Annotated in this window: 14 protein-coding genes; 8 read left to right on the forward strand and 6 right to left on the reverse strand. The window is 45.8% G+C overall.

What is annotated here, in order from left to right; genetic code table 11:
• Positions 1-174 precede the first annotated feature (174 nt).
• The 3 genes from ACHA99_RS09520 to ACHA99_RS09530 all read left to right on the forward strand — a co-directional run bounded on the left by ACHA99_RS09520 (position 175) and on the right by ACHA99_RS09530 (position 2,184).
• Positions 175-543: a hypothetical protein gene (locus ACHA99_RS09520; RefSeq protein ID WP_028760367.1), complete on the forward strand. Its 369-nt coding sequence runs from the start codon at positions 175-177 to the stop codon at positions 541-543.
• 117 nt (positions 544-660) lie between these two features.
• Positions 661-1,140, forward strand: a complete 480-nt coding sequence (locus tag ACHA99_RS09525) for an acyl-CoA thioesterase (RefSeq protein WP_105252855.1) — start codon at positions 661-663, stop codon at positions 1,138-1,140.
• 168 nt (positions 1,141-1,308) lie between these two features.
• Complete coding sequence (locus ACHA99_RS09530) at positions 1,309-2,184, forward strand: NAD(P)-dependent oxidoreductase (RefSeq protein WP_263265220.1); 876 nt, start codon at positions 1,309-1,311, stop codon at positions 2,182-2,184.
• Positions 2,185-2,302: 118 nt separating this feature from the next.
• On the opposite strand, the gene ACHA99_RS09535 is transcribed toward ACHA99_RS09530, so the two are convergent.
• Positions 2,303-3,151, reverse strand: coding sequence for a D-hexose-6-phosphate mutarotase (locus tag ACHA99_RS09535; RefSeq protein ID WP_263181074.1), 849 nt, complete (start codon positions 3,149-3,151; stop codon positions 2,303-2,305).
• A 246-nt stretch (positions 3,152-3,397) separates the two neighbouring features.
• Here ACHA99_RS09535 and ACHA99_RS09540 point away from each other — a divergent pair, with 246 nt between their 5' ends.
• The 3 genes from ACHA99_RS09540 (at position 3,398) to ACHA99_RS09550 (ending at position 9,203) form a co-directional block, all read left to right on the forward strand.
• Positions 3,398-5,188, forward strand: coding sequence for an acyl-CoA dehydrogenase C-terminal domain-containing protein (locus tag ACHA99_RS09540; RefSeq protein ID WP_393942422.1), 1,791 nt, complete (start codon positions 3,398-3,400; stop codon positions 5,186-5,188).
• A 394-nt stretch (positions 5,189-5,582) separates the two neighbouring features.
• Positions 5,583-7,829: a TonB-dependent siderophore receptor gene (locus ACHA99_RS09545; protein ID WP_393942424.1), complete on the forward strand. Its 2,247-nt coding sequence runs from the start codon at positions 5,583-5,585 to the stop codon at positions 7,827-7,829.
• Positions 7,830-8,072: 243 nt separating this feature from the next.
• Positions 8,073-9,203, forward strand: a complete 1,131-nt coding sequence (locus ACHA99_RS09550) for a patatin family protein (RefSeq protein WP_393942403.1) — start codon at positions 8,073-8,075, stop codon at positions 9,201-9,203.
• A gap of 170 nt (positions 9,204-9,373) precedes the next feature.
• On the opposite strand, the gene asnB is transcribed toward ACHA99_RS09550, so the two are convergent.
• From asnB to purM, 5 genes are all read right to left on the reverse strand, one after another.
• Complete coding sequence (gene asnB / locus ACHA99_RS09555; protein WP_393942405.1) at positions 9,374-11,038, reverse strand: asparagine synthase B; 1,665 nt, start codon at positions 11,036-11,038, stop codon at positions 9,374-9,376.
• A 595-nt stretch (positions 11,039-11,633) separates the two neighbouring features.
• Positions 11,634-13,310: a M28 family metallopeptidase gene (locus ACHA99_RS09560; RefSeq protein WP_393942407.1), complete on the reverse strand. Its 1,677-nt coding sequence runs from the start codon at positions 13,308-13,310 to the stop codon at positions 11,634-11,636.
• 244 nt (positions 13,311-13,554) lie between these two features.
• Entirely contained in the window at positions 13,555-14,301 is a 747-nt protein-coding gene (locus tag ACHA99_RS09565; protein WP_300480910.1) for an HAD-IIA family hydrolase, read from the reverse strand.
• Between the two features lie 159 nt (positions 14,302-14,460).
• Positions 14,461-15,105: a phosphoribosylglycinamide formyltransferase gene (gene purN / locus ACHA99_RS09570; protein WP_113938787.1), complete on the reverse strand. Its 645-nt coding sequence runs from the start codon at positions 15,103-15,105 to the stop codon at positions 14,461-14,463.
• The gene (gene purM, locus ACHA99_RS09575; protein ID WP_113938786.1) at positions 15,105-16,142 is read right to left on the reverse strand and encodes a phosphoribosylformylglycinamidine cyclo-ligase; all 1,038 of its coding nucleotides are present in this window, start codon (positions 16,140-16,142) and stop codon (positions 15,105-15,107) included. The genes purN and purM overlap by 1 nt, the downstream gene beginning before the upstream one ends.
• A 330-nt stretch (positions 16,143-16,472) precedes the next feature.
• On the opposite strand from purM, the gene upp reads away from it, so the two are divergent.
• Both upp and ACHA99_RS09585 read left to right on the forward strand, forming a co-directional pair.
• Positions 16,473-17,099, forward strand: coding sequence for a uracil phosphoribosyltransferase (gene upp, locus ACHA99_RS09580; protein WP_011789711.1), 627 nt, complete (start codon positions 16,473-16,475; stop codon positions 17,097-17,099).
• Positions 17,100-17,352: 253 nt separating this feature from the next.
• The gene (locus tag ACHA99_RS09585) at positions 17,353-18,759 is read left to right on the forward strand and encodes a GGDEF domain-containing protein (protein ID WP_393942410.1); all 1,407 of its coding nucleotides are present in this window, start codon (positions 17,353-17,355) and stop codon (positions 18,757-18,759) included.
• Positions 18,760-18,883 lie beyond the last annotated feature (124 nt).

Genomic DNA, 18,883 nt, shown 5'->3' on the forward strand with positions numbered 1-18,883 from the left:
TGGGTCAAATTCATTGCTCATGTGAGTTGAACTCCGTTATCTTATGACTTTATTGTGATGGATGTCACTTTCTAACTGTATGATATCCATAGTGTTAACATTTGTTCATCAAGCTTGTTTAATTCTAGTGACCACAGATAATGACAGACATATTCAATCTTAATGGAGTGTGTCATGTTAAATCCTGCGGTGATCCCGCTTGTTCCCCTTATTGGCGCATTAACTGCCAATCTGACCGAATTGATCCGTGGTGAGTTTAAAGTGTGGCATCCAAACATGGACATTGGGATCAAGACTTTTACCTTAGCAATCGCTGCTTACGTGGTGGTTTGGTTTGCCTTATTGGTGACGGCGATTAACGTCGGTGGCGATAGCAATATGTCTTCGGGCCTCGAAGTGCTTGGTTTCTTTATGTTTGGCTTAGGCGTTTACACTTTTGCTAAGGGTACACGTTTCGTCAGTAGTGAATTTCAGCTATGGATTTATCGTTTAGCGTTGCCGAGTTTATTGCTTTGCTGCGTGCTTATTAGCCACTTTGGTTAAATCGAATTTTTTGACGAGGTCAATCGTAATTATTTTTACGCTAATGGCGCTTTCTATCGTAAACTCAGCCTATTGCACGAAACATTGAGCCACAGTGGCTGAATAAGTTGAGGTTATATGGCTGGTATAGATAGACAAAGTACCCTGAGATTTTTGTCAGAGCCTGCGGATGTGAATTTTGGTGGTAAAGTTCACGGCGGTGCTGTGATGAAGTGGATCGATCTCGCGGCCTATGCCTGTGCAGCGGGCTGGAGCGGTAAATATTGTATTACTGCTTATGCGGGCGGTATTCGTTTTGTGCAACCCATTTTGGTGGGCAATATCGTTGAAGTCAGCGCAAAAGTGATTTATACGGGTAAAACCTCTATGCATATCGGTATCGATGTGCGAGCAGGCGATCCTAAAGTTTCTGAGCGTCATCTCACCACCCATTGTATTGTGATCATGGTAGCAGTTGATGAAGATGGCCTACCTACGCCAGTGCCTGAGTGGATACCACAGACGGAACATGATATTCATTTGCGGGATTCTGCACTGCGCTTGATGGAAATGCGTAAAAAGATTGGCGCCGAAATGGAAGCCCATGTGGTGAAATAGCTCCATAAATTAAATCAGCAAAGGCGCTTAAGGCGCCTTTGTTGTTTGTAGCGAAAAGTGCGTTTATCACTCGCTCCGATTTCACTCTGACGTTACCGTTGATGAATGTTAAACTGCGGCCACTATTTTGAATCGATTCACTTTGTTTATCTATTTAAGGATCAGCTCATGGCAAAAGTTGCATTTATTGGTTTAGGCGTAATGGGATATCCCATGGCGAGGCATTTACTGAACAAAGGCCATGAGGTCACTGTTTATAATCGTACTTTTGCCAAGGCGCAAACTTGGGTCGACACCTATGGCGGTCGCTGCTGTCCAACACCAAAGGAAGCGGCAGAGGGTCAAGATATTGTGTTTACTTGCGTGGGCAATGATAACGATCTGCGTGAAGTGGTATTAGGCAGTGATGGCGTTATTCATGGGATGGAAAAGGGCGCAGTGCTGGTTGACCATACTACGGCTTCGGCCGATGTCGCTCGTGAGCTTGCCAAAGTCTTAGCCGAAAAGGGCATTGATTTCCTCGATGCGCCCGTGTCTGGCGGTCAAGCGGGCGCTGAAAATGGCGCCTTGACTGTGATGGTCGGCGGCGATGAAGCGGTATTTGAGCGTGTTAAACCCGTGATTGAAGCCTTTGCCCGCTGCGCCGAGCGTTTAGGTGAGGTTGGTGCAGGTCAGTTAACTAAGATGGTGAACCAAATTTGTATCGCGGGTGTGGTGCAAGGTTTGGCGGAAGCATTACAGTTTGCCCGTAAAGCAGGACTCGATGGCGAGAAAGTCATTGAAGTGATCAGCAAAGGCGCGGCGCAAAGCTGGCAAATGGAAAATCGCTACAAGACGATGTGGGGTCAAAGCTATGACTTTGGTTTTGCCGTCGATTGGATGCGTAAAGACTTAGGCATCGCCTTAGAAGAAGCGCGCCGCAACGGTTCACATTTGCCTTTAACCGCTTTGGTGGATCAATTCTATTCAGAAGTGCAGGGCATGGGCGGTAACCGTTGGGATACGTCTAGTTTGCTGGCGCGCTTAGAGAAATCGGCTAAATAAGCCATCTTGTTTTAAGAGTCGTCTGTTATAAAAATGCCCAGTCCGCATTGGTATCGAACTGGGCATTTTTGTTTGTATCGTTTTTGACTAGGATATTAATAACTTGGATATTAAATCGTTAGTCTTTCCAACGAATATGGGTCACTAAACTGTGGGTTTCACCTGGAGCAAGCACGACTTTATCTTCTAATACATTGGCCGCTTCTAGGCAGACCATGGTCAGATAATCCTCTGGATTAAATCGGCCAAGGCGTTGTGACTTTTCAATCCATGGATTCCATAATACCGCTGATTGGCTGTTTTCACGGCTGACTTCGATTGTCCCCTGCGGTGTATGCAATAACTGCACTGGGCCGAGATCGGTATAGACACGATCTGTCTCGCGATTAAACAGCACTTCATCCGTGGTTTGCGGGTAAGGTCCTTGTGCAAATTCGATGTATTTTGACCCACTAAAACCGCTGGCTTTGAGTTGGTGGATATCCTCAATCGGGAAATAGCTGTGCAGCGCTTGGGTAAGCGTGACGGTTTCATCGCCTAAGTTGGTATTCACAAGGCTAATGCTTAGAGTGTCGCCTAGGGTAAATAACACGCAGACCTCAGTGTTATGCGGCCAATAGATTTTATCTTGCTCACTGATTTTTAAGCTAAAACGTAAATCCACTAACTGATTACGCATTTCTACCGATTCCAGCGCCCAAATGCGGGTACGGGCGAAACCGTGTTGGGGAAAGTTCGCTTCACTACTCATGCCAAACCAAGGCCAGCATACGGGTACTCCGCCACGGATCCCATTACCGGGTTGATAATCGTCAGCCGATGAAACCCACAGCAAAGGTGGTTTGCCTACGGGTTGAAAATAGTCTATTTGCGCGCCCTGCAAAAAAATTCTTGCCTGACATAACGCCGTATTCACTTCGACATAATCGAGCCCGTTGGCGTGCTTTTTAGTAGTGACAGAACCCATAGTAACAATATCCTTAACTCTGCTGACATATCAGAAAAACAGGCAGTTAGCTTACAAAGTTTTCCGCGATAACATAAGGCTTTGTTGCGATCAATTTACGGTTTCGCTGTTCGTTTGTGTAAACAAAAGTCTGTGGCAGATACTGAGGTGCTTTCTTTTTCGGCAGATTTAGCTAAAGTGGTCAGAGCACCAAAGTGGTCAGATCACTTAGTTGAGTTGCAGTCTAACAAGAAAAGGGAAGCGATTATGCCAGTTTATCAAGCGCCGCTGCGCGACTATCAATTTATCCTCAATGAAATGTTACATATTTATCAGCAAGATGCTCTCAAGGGGTTCGATGAAATCGATCCAGATCTTGTCGATGCGATCCTGCAAGGTATGGCCGACTTTAGTACTGAAGTTATGTTACCGCTCAATAGTGTCGGCGATCTGCAAGGCTGTAAGTTGGTCGATGGTAAGGTGATTACACCGGAAGGATTTGATAATGCCTATCGGCAGTTTGTTGATAATGGCTGGCCGACGCTGACCTGCGATCCTGAATATGGCGGCCAAGGCTTACCCGAAGTGGTGGGGATTTTTGCCACTGAGATACAAACGGCAACTAACATGGCCTTTGCCATGTATCCCGGTTTGACCCATGGCGCCTATGCCGCCATCCATGCCCACGGCAGTGATGCGCTCAAGCAAAAATATTTGAGTAAACTGGTTAGCGGTGAATGGACTGGGACCATGAATTTGACCGAGTCCCACGCGGGTACTGATTTAGCCTTATTACGCACGAAAGCCGTGCCAGTATCCGAAGGCGTTTTTGCCATTACTGGCGAGAAAATTTTTATCTCCTCAGGTGATCATCAACTCACCGACAACATAGTGCACCTCGTATTAGCTCGTTTGTCGGATGCACCTGAAGGCGTGAAGGGCATATCTTTGTTCGCCGTGCCTAAAGTATTAGTGAATAACGATGGTAGTTTAGGCGCACCGAACACTTTATATGCCAGTGGCCTTGAACATAAGATGGGCATTCACGGTAACTCAACTTGTGTGATGGTATTTGAAGCTGCGCTGGGTGAGCTTGTCGGCGAGCCGCACCAAGGACTGCGCGCCATGTTTACTATGATGAACCAAGCGCGTTTAGGCGTTGGCGTGCAAGGTCTGGGTGTCTCTGAGATTGCCTATCAAAATGCGCTAGCCTATGCCAAAGACAGATTACAGAGCCGCGCCTTAAGTGGCGCCAAAGCCCCAGAAAAAGCCGCCGATCCGATTTTGGTTCACGGCGATGTGCGCCGCATGTTGCTCTCGCAAAAAGCCTTCAATGAAGGCGCAAGAGCCTTAGTTGGACAACAAGCTTTGTGGCTCGATGAAGCTGAGCGTCATAGCGATCCCGCAAAAGCCAAAGTTGCCTCCCAATTAGCGGCACTGTTCACGCCAGTGGTGAAAGGTTTTATCACTAACCGTGGTTTTAATGCCTGTGTCGATGCACAGCAAGTGTTTGGTGGACATGGTTATATTCATGAGTGGGGTATGGAGCAATTTGTGCGTGATAGCCGTATTGCACTGATTTATGAAGGCACTAACGGTATTCAGGCATTGGATTTAGTGGGGCGTAAGCTGCTTAGCGACCGCGGTGCGGCGATGCAGCAATGGTCGGCGTTAGTGACTGAGTTTATTAAGTCACATAGCACGAATGCGGCGATGCAACCTTACGTGAGTGGTTTAATGGATTGTGCGGGTGATTTGCAAAAGGCTAGCGGTTATTTAGCTTCGCAGGCAGCGACCAATCCTGACATTATCGGCGCAGCCTCTATGGCTTATCTGGAGTTATTTGGGGTGACTGCGCTGGCGTGGATGTGGGCCAGAAGTGCCGCAGTGGCATTAGCGGCGCTGGAGCAGGGCACCGAAGAAACTGCGTTTTACCAAGCTAAATTGAAAACTGCCGATTTCTACATGGCTTACTGGGCGGTGCAAGGTCGCAGTCTGCGTAAGCAAATCGAGCAGGCGAGTGAAATGCTCACGCAATTGGATGAAGCTATCTTTTAAGCATTCACCTTATAGGCTGAGTTAAGCCTTTGCTTAAGCACAGCTCAACAACAGTCAAAACCAGCGTCTTGTCGCTGGTTTTTATTTTTATATCGTTTAAATCTTTAACTTATTGTTTTTATTAAGCTGCACGCAAGTACTCAGCTGGATGCTGTGCGTCTCTGTCTCATTCCACATTAAAACTTCCATCGAAGGTTTGTGTTATTGACGTTCCTTTGTTTGATTCATAACCAAACATAACAAGGATTATGTGGGTTGATGTCGATGATTTATTAAACGCGTCTCACAATTGCGTAAATTCAAATGATAATTATTGTCATTCGTAAATCATTCTTTATAATGACGGCCAATTCGTTTGAATACATTTGTAAACCCTTTGGTTTATGCCATTTTTATGCGCTCGCGCTGGGGACATTCTGTGAAGACTCGTTTCGCCTACTCATTAATCGCACTTGCACTCGCTCAACATCAGTCGGCATTTGCCGCTGAAACCGTACTCGATAAAGAGGCTCCACAGCAGACCTTGTCTACGAGCTCACCAGTCCCCAGTTCTGCATCGACTCAATCCGCAGCCGATGGGGAGATAACACTCGCAGCACCTGAGCGTATTGCTGTCCATGGCCGTGCAATGCAAATGTACGTCGATAAAGAAACGACAGTTGGCACTAAGACGGCGATTAATGTGATGGAATTGCCGCAGTCGGTGCAAGTGCTGACCGAGCAGTTAATCGTCGACCAAGCGGCGCGCAATATTACCGATTTATACCGCTCTATCGCGGGCGTGAGTGAGTTTAGTTATTCGGGCGTGACCTTTCGCGGTTTCCGCGACGATGCCAACGTTTTTTATGATGGGGTAAGGGGCGATCCCTATTCGGGATTTTCTGTGCCGCAACTCTTTAATGTGCAGCGGGTTGAAGTGTTAAAAGGTCCTGCATCCGCACTTTATGGCGGCGGTGAACCCGGCGGCATGATCAACTATGTCACTAAAAAACCAACCTTTGTCGAGAGTAAAGAGCTGACCTTAAGTACGGGCAGCGAGGATATGATGGGCGGCTCGCTGGATTTCACCGGTGGCTTAACCAACAATCTCGCCTATCGCTTTGGCGCCTATTATCAGCAGGAAGATAGCTTTCGAAATAATGCCGATAGTCAAAATGCCGAAGTGGCGGGTGGGTTACTCTACGAAATCAGTGATGATACCAAGCTCACTACCACTTTCGATATTATTAAGCAGGATTTAGGTGGCAATCGACTGCGCGGCGTTCCTGTCGATAATGACGGTAACTTCCTTGTTGCGCCATCCTATAATGCCAATGAGAAGAGTGACTTCCAGAAGATGGATGCACTGGTGCTGCAATCGATTCTCGATCATCAATTTACCGATAATTTCTCGGTCAAGACACAGATCCGTTATCTGAATAATGATTCGACGCAGCAATATCATGAATCGAGAGGTTGGGCGACCTTAGATGCCAATAAAAAGCCCATTATGGGTGATGGCACCATTAAGCGTGAATACCGAGTTCAAGCACGGGCTAATGATGAAATTAGTTTAATCAATGATTTTGTCTATGCATTCGATGCTTTAGGTTTTGAACATGAATTCCTGTTCGGCGGCGACTATCACTATGTCGAAACCGAATATCAGTACAAATTGGCGACTGATAAAGATGGTGTTGGTAACCTGAATATTTTTGACCTTAACTATGGTGAAACCGATCCTAATAGTTACAACTTGAAGGATAAAAATACCGATGGTACCCGCGCTAACCGTTACGGCATTTATGTACAGGAACATCTGCACTTTAATGAGCAGTGGTCATTGATTGCTGGTCTGCATTTTAGCCAGTTTGATGATTATGATAAAAATACCGGGTTCTCCTTCAGCGATAACGCGATAACGCCAAGAGCAGGGCTTAATTATCGTCCAATCGATTCAATGTCCTTTTATTTGAATTACTCAGAGAGCTTCAATCCAGCATCTTTAACCAATCAAGCAGAAGATATTGGTGACGGTTTCCTCGATCCAGAAACGGGCAATCAAATTGAACTTGGGATGAAAAATGAATGGCTTGATGGCCAGTTTATGACCACGCTTGCTGTGTATCGCATTGAAAAACAAAATGTCGCCCAAGCTAACCCTTTAGATACTGGTGATGACGATGGTATTCCCGCTTTACTTAATTTGGGTGAAGTACACAGTCAAGGCATTGAATGGACGCTGGTGGGAGATTTAACCGATAACCTGACCGTCACGGCAAACTATGCCTATAACGAGACCGAAGTGGTTAAAGGGGTAACGAACGACAGTTTAACCAATACGTTTGATAGTAAGCACTTTGCCAATGCGCCGCGTCATCAAGCAGGGATATGGACCCGTTACGATATCAATGCACTCGATTCGGCGATTGCTTTTGGCATGGACTATGTGGGCGAGCAGTTCAGCCTCGATGGCCAAACGGTGAAGCCCCATACGATTTTTGACATGAGCTGGACGACCCAGTGGGATCAAACTCAAGTTCGCTTAAATCTTAAAAATATCTTCGATAAAGAATATGCCGTCAGTGGTTTTAGTGAGCGTAATGGCCATTTCCCCGGTGAGCCGCGTAATATCACGCTTGAACTGAGTCATAAGTTTTAATGCATTGATGTAAAAATAGCTTGTTCGTTAAGGATGATGAGCAAGCTGGAGCGAATGGGTTAATCTTGCGCGAATAACCGCCGTAGCTCTCTGTCTGTATTCGTGCATTTAGCATGGATTAACCTTGTGTGACTTATCATCTTAATAGTGTTTACCTATTAAGATGATAGTTTCTATCCGTTATCCTTTCTGATTCAGCTTGTTTAGACTCGCCTTATATGAATTATTCGATAAGGTTTTCCTATGCACGCCGTCAGCCACTTAGCCTCCAAAGACCCTCAATCTAACGCTAGCCCACAGGTGGCCCTGATTGCAGAAGGTGGTGGTCAGCGCGGTATATTCACCGCAGGCGTGCTCGATGCTTGGCTTGATGGCGGATTCGATCCCTTTGATTTGTTTATCGGTACCTCAGCAGGTTCACAGAATCTCAGCAGTTTTTTGGCCCGCCAAAAGGGTTATGCCAAACGCTTAATCCGCGGTTTATCGCGCCATAAACGCTTCTATCGACTCGGTCGCGGGTTAGTCGGCGGCAATGTAGTCGATTTAGATTGGTATTTTGAGCAGACGCGACAAGGGATGTTTAAATTAGATCTTAACGCGGCGACAGCTTCACTCGGTCATCGGCAGTTACTGATCACAACTACGAATGCCAGTGATCGCAAAGGTTACTTTTTTAGTCCAAGCAGTAAAAGCCAGTGGCGCGAATTGCTAAAAGCTTCTAGCGCATTACCATTTTTATATAAACAAGGGGTGAAACTCACGCCTTGGCTAAATGACAACGCCTGTAATAGTGACAACGCCTGTAATAGCGACAAGGCTTCTAATAACGGCGCGGCTAATCATAGCGCCTCTGGTTACGGCACAGCATTAAGCGAAGGTATTGATAGTGATTTTTATCTCGATGGCGGCTTAGCTGCGCCTTTACCTGTGCGTGAGGCCTATCGTCGTGGTGCCCGCAAAATTGTGGTGATCCGTACTGTGAGCGAGGATTTTCAGGCGCAATCGGCTTGGGTTCACAAATTAAAATCTTGGATTTGTGTTTCTGGCTTTTGCCCGAAAACCATAGATTACTTAGTGCAGCACGAACAAGCCTATCAGGATGAATTGGACTTTATCGCTAATCCGCCAGAGGATGTGGAGATAGTGCAGATTTTTGCTGCTGAAAATTTGCAAAGTAAATTGCTGGGCAGTACCGATGCGGATTTACGCCATGATTATCATGCGGGGTTGAGTGCTGGAAAGCAGTTTTTAAGCCTAGATCAGATGGCGTTGACGCAGAGTAATGCTTATTTTCAAACTCAAGTGCAAACCAACGCTCAAACTCACATTCAAGCTCATTCTCAAATCAAGCCATTCAGTGCGCTGTCAGCCTAGTTTGGTATTTTAGCTAAGTCACCATTTTGTACGTGAGTAAGCAATAAAAGTAAAAAGCATCAAAATACAATCGCCACCCTAGGGTGGCGCTTGTGGTTGGCTGTATTAACCAGTTCATCAATCTAGCTCATTAACCTAATTTATGAACTTAGTCCTTCAACGTTAGGCTATTAATAACTTGAGGTGTGTACAGAGCGTACTGCTCGGCCTGATGGGTCGATAATGCCGCGTAAGCTTTCGTCCCAAGCTAATGCTTCTGGCGTTGAACAGGCGACGGATTTACCGCCTGGAACCGTTTCTGCAGCGCCGCTCAGTGGATAATGTTCCTCAAAGAAGCAGCGATAGAAATAGGCTTCTTTGGTTTCTGGCGTGTTGTATGGGAAACGGAATTTCGCGTTCGCCAATTGTAAATCATCCACACGCGCTGCCGCTTGTTCTTTCAAACCGTCAATCCAAGAGTAGCCCACACCGTCACTGAATTGTTCCTTTTGACGCCACGCCACTTCTTTTGGCAATTTATGCTCAAAGGCTTTACGCAGAATGTGTTTCTCAATACGGCCATCCTTAGACATTTTCGCTTCAGGGTTGATGCGCATCGCCACATCCATAAACTCTTTATCGAGGAAAGGCACACGGGCTTCTAATCCCCAAGCGGCCATGGCTTTGTTGGCTCGCAGACAATCGAACAGATGCAGCTTATCGAGTTTGCGGACTAACTCCTCGTGGAATGCCTGTGCGTTTGGCGCTTTATGGAAGTATAAATAGCCGCCAAATAGTTCGTCAGCACCTTCACCCGACAACACCATTTTAATGCCCATCGCTTTGATTTTACGCGCCATTAAATACATTGGCGTGGCAGCACGTATGGTGGTGACATCGTAGGTTTCTAAGTGATAGATCACTTCTTTAATCGCATCTAAGCCTTCTTGGAAGGTGAAATGGATCTCATGGTGAATCGTACCAATCGCTTCGGCGACCTTTTTGGCGGCGATTAAATCTGGCGCACCTTCAAGGCCGACGGCAAAGGAATGCAACTGTGGCCACCAAGCGTTGGTTTCGCCATCGTCTTCAATGCGGCGTTTAGCAAAGGTTTGCGTCACGGCGGAAATGATCGATGAATCTAAACCGCCCGACAGCAACACACCATAGGGCACGTCTGACATTAATTGACGTTTGACCGCCGCTTCTAATGCGTCACGCAATTCTTCTTGGCTGGCTGGGTTATCTTTAACCGCATCATAGTTTTGCCAATCGCGGGTGTAGTATTTCACTGCGGCGGCATCGCTTGAGTACAAATATTGGCCCGGTAAGAATTCTTCTACCGTTTTACACACTGGCATCAAGGCTTTCATTTCTGAGGCAACATAGAAGTTACCCGCAGCGTCACGGCCTGTATATAGCGGGATGATACCCATGTGATCGCGGCCGATAAGGTATCTGTCTTGGGCTTTGTCATATAACACAAAGGCGAAGATACCGTTTAATTTATCAAGAAATTCAGTGCCATATTCTTGATACAGCGCCAGAATGACTTCACAGTCAGAGTTGGTTTGATAGCTGTACTTATCGCCTAATTGGGCTTTCAATTCTTTGTGGTTATAGATTTCGCCGTTGACCGCGAGGATCAAACTGCCATCTTCAGTCAGCAGCGGCTGAGCACCGTGTTCAATGTCAACAATCGCTAAACGTTCGTGGGCAAGAATTGCCTTATCACTGGCATAAATACCTGACCAGTCAGGGCCACGGTGGCGCATGAGCTTAGACATTTCTAGCGCGACTTGGCGCAGTTCTTTGGCATCAGATTGGATATCTAAAATCGAAAAGATTGAACACATAGTACAACTCCTACACTGTCTGTCATTTGAGGATGTCTCAATTGAGGTTTAATGTGCCAGCAATTTAGGCATTTGCCAAACACTATTTTTGACGCTTTATCTGTTTATTGGTGTTTTTGTTGATTTAGGTGTTTATGTTTCATGGTTTTATTTGGGAATAATTCATTTAATTTGCGTTATTTTTGATGATTTGTTTTTGTCGTTTGATTTGGCGCGGGGAGTTTTGGGGAATCCACAATGTGTTTTGAAAATATGTCGATGATAGAAAAACTGCGAAAAAGCCCTTAAACAATGAGTTGTCACGTTTAAGTGTTTTATTTTTAATCAATTAATGCGCCGAGTTTGACATCAACCAATGGCATAAGACTATTCATAATGACGTGGTGGGTATTTAGCGATAACGGCATTTTTTGTGAACTGAAAACAAAAAAAGCACGCGAATGGTTCACGTGCTTGTAGGTCTTGTTTGGCGCTTTGGCTGGCGTAGGAGGCGCTCTATTCAGCTGGCGCTTTATTTCGCAGATGCGACTAGCCAGACGTCAATAAGAGACGGCTAACCCAGCTGCCTCTCGCAAGAAGCCACTGACTTAGCCTGTTATTTTGCGTCCGTTACCAGCGTTGTTTTGGCTGGGCGCAGGCTATTGAATTCTGTGCCTTGATAATATCCCGGCCAATCTTCACTGTTGCCCAATGTGCGTGTGACTTGGTAATAGATTTGTAAGTCTTGCAGCGCGCCGCTTAAATCCCAATCTTCACGATATTCATCGCAGACATTGTGATAACAGCCTTTCATTGTGGCTTGCATCTGAGTCTTATAAGCAGCCGTGGCTTCATCAACGGGGTTGCTACCGCCGCCGGCAAATACCGCTGGCACGCCAAGTTTGGCAAAGCTGAAATGATCTGAACGGAAGAAACCGCCCGAAGCGGGATTTTTCTCACCCATGGCGATGCGGTTTTGTTGTTTAGCCGCATCGATAAGATAAGTTTCTAACTCAGATTTACCTTTGCCGACGATGGTAAAGTCTTTGGTTTTGCCATAGATATTAGTGCTGTCGAGGTTTAACACTGCCACGGTTTTGTCGATAGGATAAAGTGGATTAGCGGCGTAATAGCGTGAACCGAGTAAGCCCTGTTCTTCACCTGTGGTGGCAATAAAGGTGACCGAGCGCGCTAAACCATGGCCTTGTTTGGCATTGTCGGCTAATTGTCTGGCGATTTCGAGAATGCCGGCAGTGCCTGAGGCATTATCCATGGCGCCGTTATAAATTTGATCGCCTGCTTTTGTCTCGTCTTTACCTATGTGATCCCAATGGGCGGTGTAGAGGATTTGCTCGTCGGCTTGTGTGCTGCCGGGGAGTGTGGCGACCACATTGTAGCTATTCGCGTATTCGGCTTTATTTTTAAAGGCGATGTTGGCCGTTTGCTCAAGGGGTAAATTGATTGAGCTGTCGGCGGCGCGTGCCATTAAATTAGGCAGTGATAAACCGGCTTTATCGAACAGTTGCGTAGCCGCGTCCAGTGTAAGCCAGCCTTCGACTTGGATACGGCTATCTTGTTCTGCTTTACTGAGGACCAGATCTTGCTGTGGTCCAGTCCAACTATTTTCTATCACGGACCAAGGGTAAGAGGCGGGCTCGGTATCATGGATAATCAGTGCGCCGAGTGCGCCTTGACGACTGGCCTCTTCAAATTTGTAGCTCCAACGGCCGTAATAGGTCATGGCTTTACCGTTGAATTTCCCCGAGTCAGGGCGAGCAAAGCCGGGATCGTTCACTAAGATCACCGCGATTTTGCCTTTCATGTCGAGATCTTGGTAATCATTCCAACCATATTCAGGGGCATTCACCCCATAGCCGACGAAGACTAATGGCGCGTTCTCAATACTAATACCACCGTTATCGTGGCGACTGCTGAGCACTAGATCTTTTCGGTATTTAAAGGGTAATCCTGCCAGCGTGACTTGCTGCGCTTCATCTGCGGTATAGCTCACCATAGGCACAGGTTGTAAAAAGCTGCCTTGGTACGCGCCCTTGAGTCCCATCTCTGTAAAGGCTTTGGTCAAATAATCCAAGGTGAGTTTTTCACCGTGAGTGGTGGGCGCACGACCTTCAAATTCATCGGATGACAGAGCTTTAATATCATTTCTAAAGCGCACTTCATTAAACTGCACTGGTTTGAGTTCAGCCAAAGTGCTGTTGCCATCAGGCTCTGATACATTTGGACTACAGGCACTGAGCATGGCCAACGCACAGAGTGGATACAGACGTCGCATAGGTTAATCCTACTGTTGTTTTAATTAAGGTATTTTAGATTTATGTTAATCATTCAGAAGCGAGACTTATCATGAAGCAAGCCGCGGTGAGCCACAAGGTTGAGAAGAAGGTGAATATGTTACTTAATGTTGCTTTACCCTATGCAATACGCCTTTGGGCTAGGCGTGTTGCATAGGTAATGTTTAAGCGACTGGCAAAGATGAATTGCTAGACGTAGGATTAGACATCTGTTTAAACCATTGTTTAAACAACGTCGATATCGCCGGCGCAGGCAAACACATGGTTCGGGCGGAAGGGTTCTTTGTCGATATCTTCAAGCTTACTCACGCCGCTAGTGACCAGAATGGTTTCAAGCCCTGCTTGGAAGCCCGCCAAAATATCGGTACGCATATTGTCGCCTATGATGACAGTGTCTTCCGAGTGCCCATCGATATGATTAAGTGCAGAGCGAATAATCCAAGCGCTCGGTTTGCCCACGTAGAAAGGTTTCTTACCGGTAATACGTTCGATGGGTGAGCAGAGTGCGCCACAAGCAGGGCTGTAGGCTGGACCGTGGGTATCGGGGTTAGTGGCAATAAAGCGCGCGCCGCGTGCGATGAAGCCTGCCGCTTTATGGATCATCTCCCAGTTGTAGGAGCGGGTTTCACCGACAATCACAAAATCAGGGTTAATATCGGTAATGGTAAAGCCTGCTTTGTAGAGTTCGTGGGTGAGGGCGCCTTCGCCAATGACATAGGCCTTGCTGCCTTCTTGGTGTTTTAAAAAGTCGGCGGTGGCCATGGCGGAGGTGTAAAAGCATTCTTCAGGAATATCAATACCGGCGGCACTTAAACGGTTTTGCAGATCCTTACCCGTTTGTACGGGATAGTTAGTCAGGACGACTAACGGATTGCCTTGCTCTAAAATGCGCTGGATAAATTTGTCGCTGCCTGGGATTAGTTTATTGTCGTGCAGTAGTACACCATCGATATCGCAGATAATATTTTTCATCTAATAGTCTCTTGTCATGCCGATCAAAAATCACTTTTTCGTTAAGTTATCTAATGCCACATTGCCTCAGAAAACAATGCTTTTGTTGAAAATAGTTAAAAAAATAGAGACCCGAAGGTCTCTATTTTTTTGATTGGTACAACTTACTGTCAAGTGGAACTAGTCGGGCGCGTAACCGCTTGGGCCGATAAGGTTGCCATCGAGATAGGCTTGGCCATTTTGCATGTTAAGACGTTGCTGACTAAACCATTTCACCACGAGCGGATAAATAGCATGTTCTTGCTCATGCACGCGGGCGGCGAGCATATCAGCGGTATCTTCTTCATAAACAGGCACTTTGGCCTGTAATATCACCGGGCCAGCATCCAGCTCAGGCGTGACAAAATGCACGCTGGCACCATGTTCGCTGTCGTTCGCGTCTATGGCACGTTGATGGGTGTTTAAGCCAGTGTATTTAGGTAGCAGCGAAGGATGAATATTGATCATGCGACCTAGGTAATGATTCACGAAATCATCGGTTAAGATCCGCATAAATCCCGCCAACACGATTAAATCGGGCTGGTACTTTTCAATCACTGTCATTAAACGTGCATCGTATTCAGAGCGAGATTCACCTTGGTGAGCTATCACGCAGCTGGTATCAATTTCGCCATGATGGGCGCGCACTAGGCCATAGGCATCGGGTTTATTACTGATGACTCCGACAACTTCGGCCTGCAGATTATCGTCGCAACCGTCGATAACCGCTTGCAGGTTACTGCCATTTCCGGAAATTAATACAACTACACGACAGCTCTGGGGCATTACAGGATCTCCACTTGCTCTTCATTGCCTTCACGATGTGCGATAGCACCGATAAGCCATGCTTGTTCGCCTTCTGCAGCCAGTAATGCAAGTGCTGCATCTACTTTATCGGCTGGTAGCGCGACTAACATGCCGACGCCACAGTTGAAGGTGCGATACATTTCGTATTCTGCAATGTTGCCATTTTCCATTAACCAACTGAAAACAGCGGGCCATTGCCATGAATCGCCTTGGATAACCGCTTTTAAATTATCTGGCAGTACGCGCGGGATGTTTTCCCAGAAGCCGCCGCCAGTAATGTGCGCCATCGCATGGACATCAGATGCTTCAATCAGTTTGAGCAATGATTTTACGTAAATTTTGGTTGGCTCAAGTAGATGTTCAATCAGCGGTTTGCCGTTGAGATCTTGTTGAGGGTCTGCTTGGCTCACTTCTAATACTTTACGTACTAAAGAGTAACCATTTGAATGAGGGCCGCTTGAGGCTAATGCAATAAGTGCATCACCCGCTGCCACTTTGCTACCGTCAATAATGTCGGCTTTTTCAACTACACCCACGCAGAAACCCGCTAGGTCGTAATCTTCACCTTCATACATGCCTGGCATTTCAGCGGTTTCACCGCCAATTAACGCACAACCAGATTGGAAACAACCTTCGCCGATGCCGTTGACGACGGATGTTGCCGTTTCTACATCGAGCTTGCCTGTTGCGTAGTAATCGAGGAAAAACAGTGGCTCAGCGCCTTGAACGATCAGATCGTTCACACACATGGCGACTAAGTCTATGCCGACAGTGTCATGTTTTTTATAGTCGATAGCTAAACGTAATTTAGTCCCAACACCATCGGTGCCAGACACTAAAACCGGTTGTTTGTATTTAGTGGGGATTTCACACAGGGCGCCAAAACCACCTAAGTTGCCCATAACTTCTGGACGACGGGTACGTTTAACGGCTGCTTTAATGTTACTTACCAGTGCATTACCTGCATCAATATCAACGCCGGCATCTTTATAGCTCAGTGGGGTAGGTGTGCTCACGGAGGGATCCTCTCGGGTACATCGTTATTGGATTTTATGCGGCGGTATTCTACCAGCTTGTGCTAGGGGTCGAAAGTCATGATTTGGATTTATGCCCCTCGGCGGAGTTTTTTTGGTCTGAATACGAAATATTCTATTTTTAGAGGTCTTGAGTTTGGTCACAAAATAGTAAATCACAGTAGGTATCTTAGACGATTGGGGATTATTCTTGCGAGATAGCTCACGATTAGACCGAATGGCAAAACTTTCTGTTTTACCTAGTAAACAAATCAACTAGAATCTGAAAAATTTGCCTAAAATAATACGCCGAAAAATAAGCAGGAGAGAAAAATGAAAGTTGTCGAGGTTAAACATCCTTTAGTGCGTCACAAAATCGGTTTAATGCGCGAAGGTGACATTAGCACTAAACGTTTCCGTGAACTAGCCGCCGAAGTGGGTAGTTTATTAACCTATGAAGCTACCGCAGATTTCGAAACTGAAACGGTGACGATTGAAGGCTGGAATGGTCCGGTTGAAGTCGATCAAATCAAAGGTAAGAAAGTCACTGTTGTGCCAATTTTACGTGCGGGTTTGGGCATGATGGACGGCGTACTCGAGCACATTCCAAGTGCGCGTATCTCAGTTGTCGGTATTTACCGTGATGAAGAGACCCTTGAGCCAGTGCCTTATTTTGAGAAGCTGGCCAGCGACATGAACGAGCGTATCGCCTTAGTTGTCGACCCAATGCTCGCGACTGGTGGTTCTATGATTGCGACCGTTGATTTATTGAAAAAGCGCGGTTGTACTTCAATTAAGGCCTTAGTGCTAGTGGCTGCGCCTGAAGGCATTAAAGCCTTAGAAGCGGCGCATCCGGATATTGAATTATATACTGCCGCTATCGATAGATGCTTAAACGAGAAAGGTTATATCCTGCCAGGTCTGGGTGATGCGGGCGATAAAATCTTTGGTACTAAATAGCCAAAGTTGCTAAATAATCTGAGTTGCTGATGCTCAATTGAGCGGATGTGGTCAGTAAGGGAGCCTAGGCTCCCTTTTTGTTTTTGTTCAATACAGAAATAACAACTTTATCTTAAGCTGCTAAAGTTTAGAATAAGCTAAATAATAATTATCTATTGAAGTTGTTTTTATTGGCTTATTTTGCAATGTTATTGATCGCAGTTTACGTTTTGTGCAAGGTACATTGTCGGTAGAACAGGGATTAAGAGGAATTATGGGAAATTCGGCTCTCAACTGGTTATTATTGCGTCGATCATTTGAATTTGCGACCCTCTTGTTTGTCGTACTCCTACTTATTCTATTACCGATTAAAATCGATAGAGAGCATAAATCCTTTGTGTCTTTTGTAAAAAACGAGCAACTTACACCGAGTTATATTGAACTGCTCGGTAAAAGCTTATCTCTGCACGATATTATTGATTTCAATAAATCCTCTTTAGCGCTTTTTCAACTAGACCCTTCCAGATTAATGCTGCCGCAAGGGGGAGTGCTTTCCGCAGAAGAAGAACAAGTCTTACGCTACTTTGATTATCTCTATTCCAGTAAAAAGACCAATGCCGAAGATATATTCCTGTATGTGGGACTTTATCGCAGTGATGCCATGTATTTTGCCACCCCAATTCCTGAGGACGTAAAAGCGCGGCTGATTAAAGACCGTACTTCAACGAATGAGTTTTGTCAGAGTCTGCACTATTGCGCGAAAGACGCGACCCCAGAGTCCTTAGCCGATGGAATCGTATTATCCATTCCTTATCAAGATGAAGTCAGTGGGAAAGTCATTTTATCGATGGCATCACCGATTTCATCATCTAATGATCCTAATCATTTCATCGGTGATGTTATTGCCGACACGGCCTTAATGACGTCGGTTTTTATGCGTAATAAACATGTTGAATTGCAGAAAACGGATTATGGTACTGAGTTGGTGATCACGACAGATAGCCTTTGGGCTGAACTGACGCCGGAGTTCTTGTTTTATTCGATGACAAATCATTTAGATAACATGACTTCACTGACATATAAAATCAGTATATTTCGTTTCATTGTGTGGAATTTGCCCCTGTGGTTTTTGTTATCTATCGTGATCTTCTTCGTTCAAATTAATATCAATCGTTTTAGGAAACTTCGTACTGAGCGTCAACGGTTTAGTGAAGCGATGTTATTGGATGCTTTTACTCGAACCTATAATAAGAAAGTCTATGAGACCACAGTGTTTGATGTCGCAACTAAGGGGCATTACGCGGTGATCTGCGTGGATGGCGACAAAATCAAAACCATTAATGATACCTATGGGCATAAACTCGGGGATATGGCGATCATGCAAATTGTTGATGCGATGCGCAGTGTATTTCGAGAAAATGATTTGTTAATCAGAACCGGCGGTGATGAGTTTGTCGTCATCTTGGCTAATTGTACTTTTGAACGGGCCTTATTGTTGGCTGAACATTTACGTCAGGCGGTCGCAGAGCGGCAGTTTTTAAATGTGCTGACAGTCTCCTGCGGTGTGGCTGATTCGCAAGATTATGCTTCCTTTGAGGCAGTGCTACAAGCGGCGGATAAAGCGTTATATGAGGATAAAAAGAATAAGCAAGGAAGTCGCAAGCTTGACCCGACACCTTAATTATCATGTTAATTATTACATTCATTATTACGTGAGTTATCGAGTTAATCACTGAGTTAACCAGCTGCCCGCAATAAAGTGAATACCCGAGATAAAAAACAGCGCGGAGAATGCCGCGCTGTTG

It is taken from the genome of Shewanella sp. S23-S33 (assembly GCF_043359565.1).
Taxonomy (GTDB): Bacteria; Pseudomonadota; Gammaproteobacteria; order Enterobacterales; family Shewanellaceae; genus Shewanella; species Shewanella oncorhynchi.

Bases quoted from the DNA above. Each gene is read 5' to 3' on its own strand.
- ACHA99_RS09520 (WP_028760367.1), top strand. From the start codon at position 175: ATGTTAAATCCTGCGGTGATCCCGCTTGTTCCCCTTATTGGCGCATTA.
- ACHA99_RS09525 (WP_105252855.1), top strand. From the start codon at position 661: ATGGCTGGTATAGATAGACAAAGTACCCTGAGATTTTTGTCAGAGCCT.
- ACHA99_RS09530 (WP_263265220.1), top strand. From the start codon at position 1,309: ATGGCAAAAGTTGCATTTATTGGTTTAGGCGTAATGGGATATCCCATG.
- ACHA99_RS09535 (WP_263181074.1), bottom strand. From the start codon at position 3,151: ATGGGTTCTGTCACTACTAAAAAGCACGCCAACGGGCTCGATTATGTC.
- ACHA99_RS09540 (WP_393942422.1), top strand. From the start codon at position 3,398: ATGCCAGTTTATCAAGCGCCGCTGCGCGACTATCAATTTATCCTCAAT.
- ACHA99_RS09545 (WP_393942424.1), top strand. From the start codon at position 5,583: ATGCGCTCGCGCTGGGGACATTCTGTGAAGACTCGTTTCGCCTACTCA.
- ACHA99_RS09550 (WP_393942403.1), top strand. From the start codon at position 8,073: ATGCACGCCGTCAGCCACTTAGCCTCCAAAGACCCTCAATCTAACGCT.
- asnB (WP_393942405.1), bottom strand. From the start codon at position 11,038: ATGTGTTCAATCTTTTCGATTTTAGATATCCAATCTGATGCCAAAGAA.
- ACHA99_RS09560 (WP_393942407.1), bottom strand. From the start codon at position 13,310: ATGCGACGTCTGTATCCACTCTGTGCGTTGGCCATGCTCAGTGCCTGT.
- ACHA99_RS09565 (WP_300480910.1), bottom strand. From the start codon at position 14,301: ATGAAAAATATTATCTGCGATATCGATGGTGTACTACTGCACGACAAT.
- purN (WP_113938787.1), bottom strand. From the start codon at position 15,105: ATGCCCCAGAGCTGTCGTGTAGTTGTATTAATTTCCGGAAATGGCAGT.
- upp (WP_011789711.1), top strand. From the start codon at position 16,473: ATGAAAGTTGTCGAGGTTAAACATCCTTTAGTGCGTCACAAAATCGGT.
- ACHA99_RS09585 (WP_393942410.1), top strand. From the start codon at position 17,353: ATGGGAAATTCGGCTCTCAACTGGTTATTATTGCGTCGATCATTTGAA.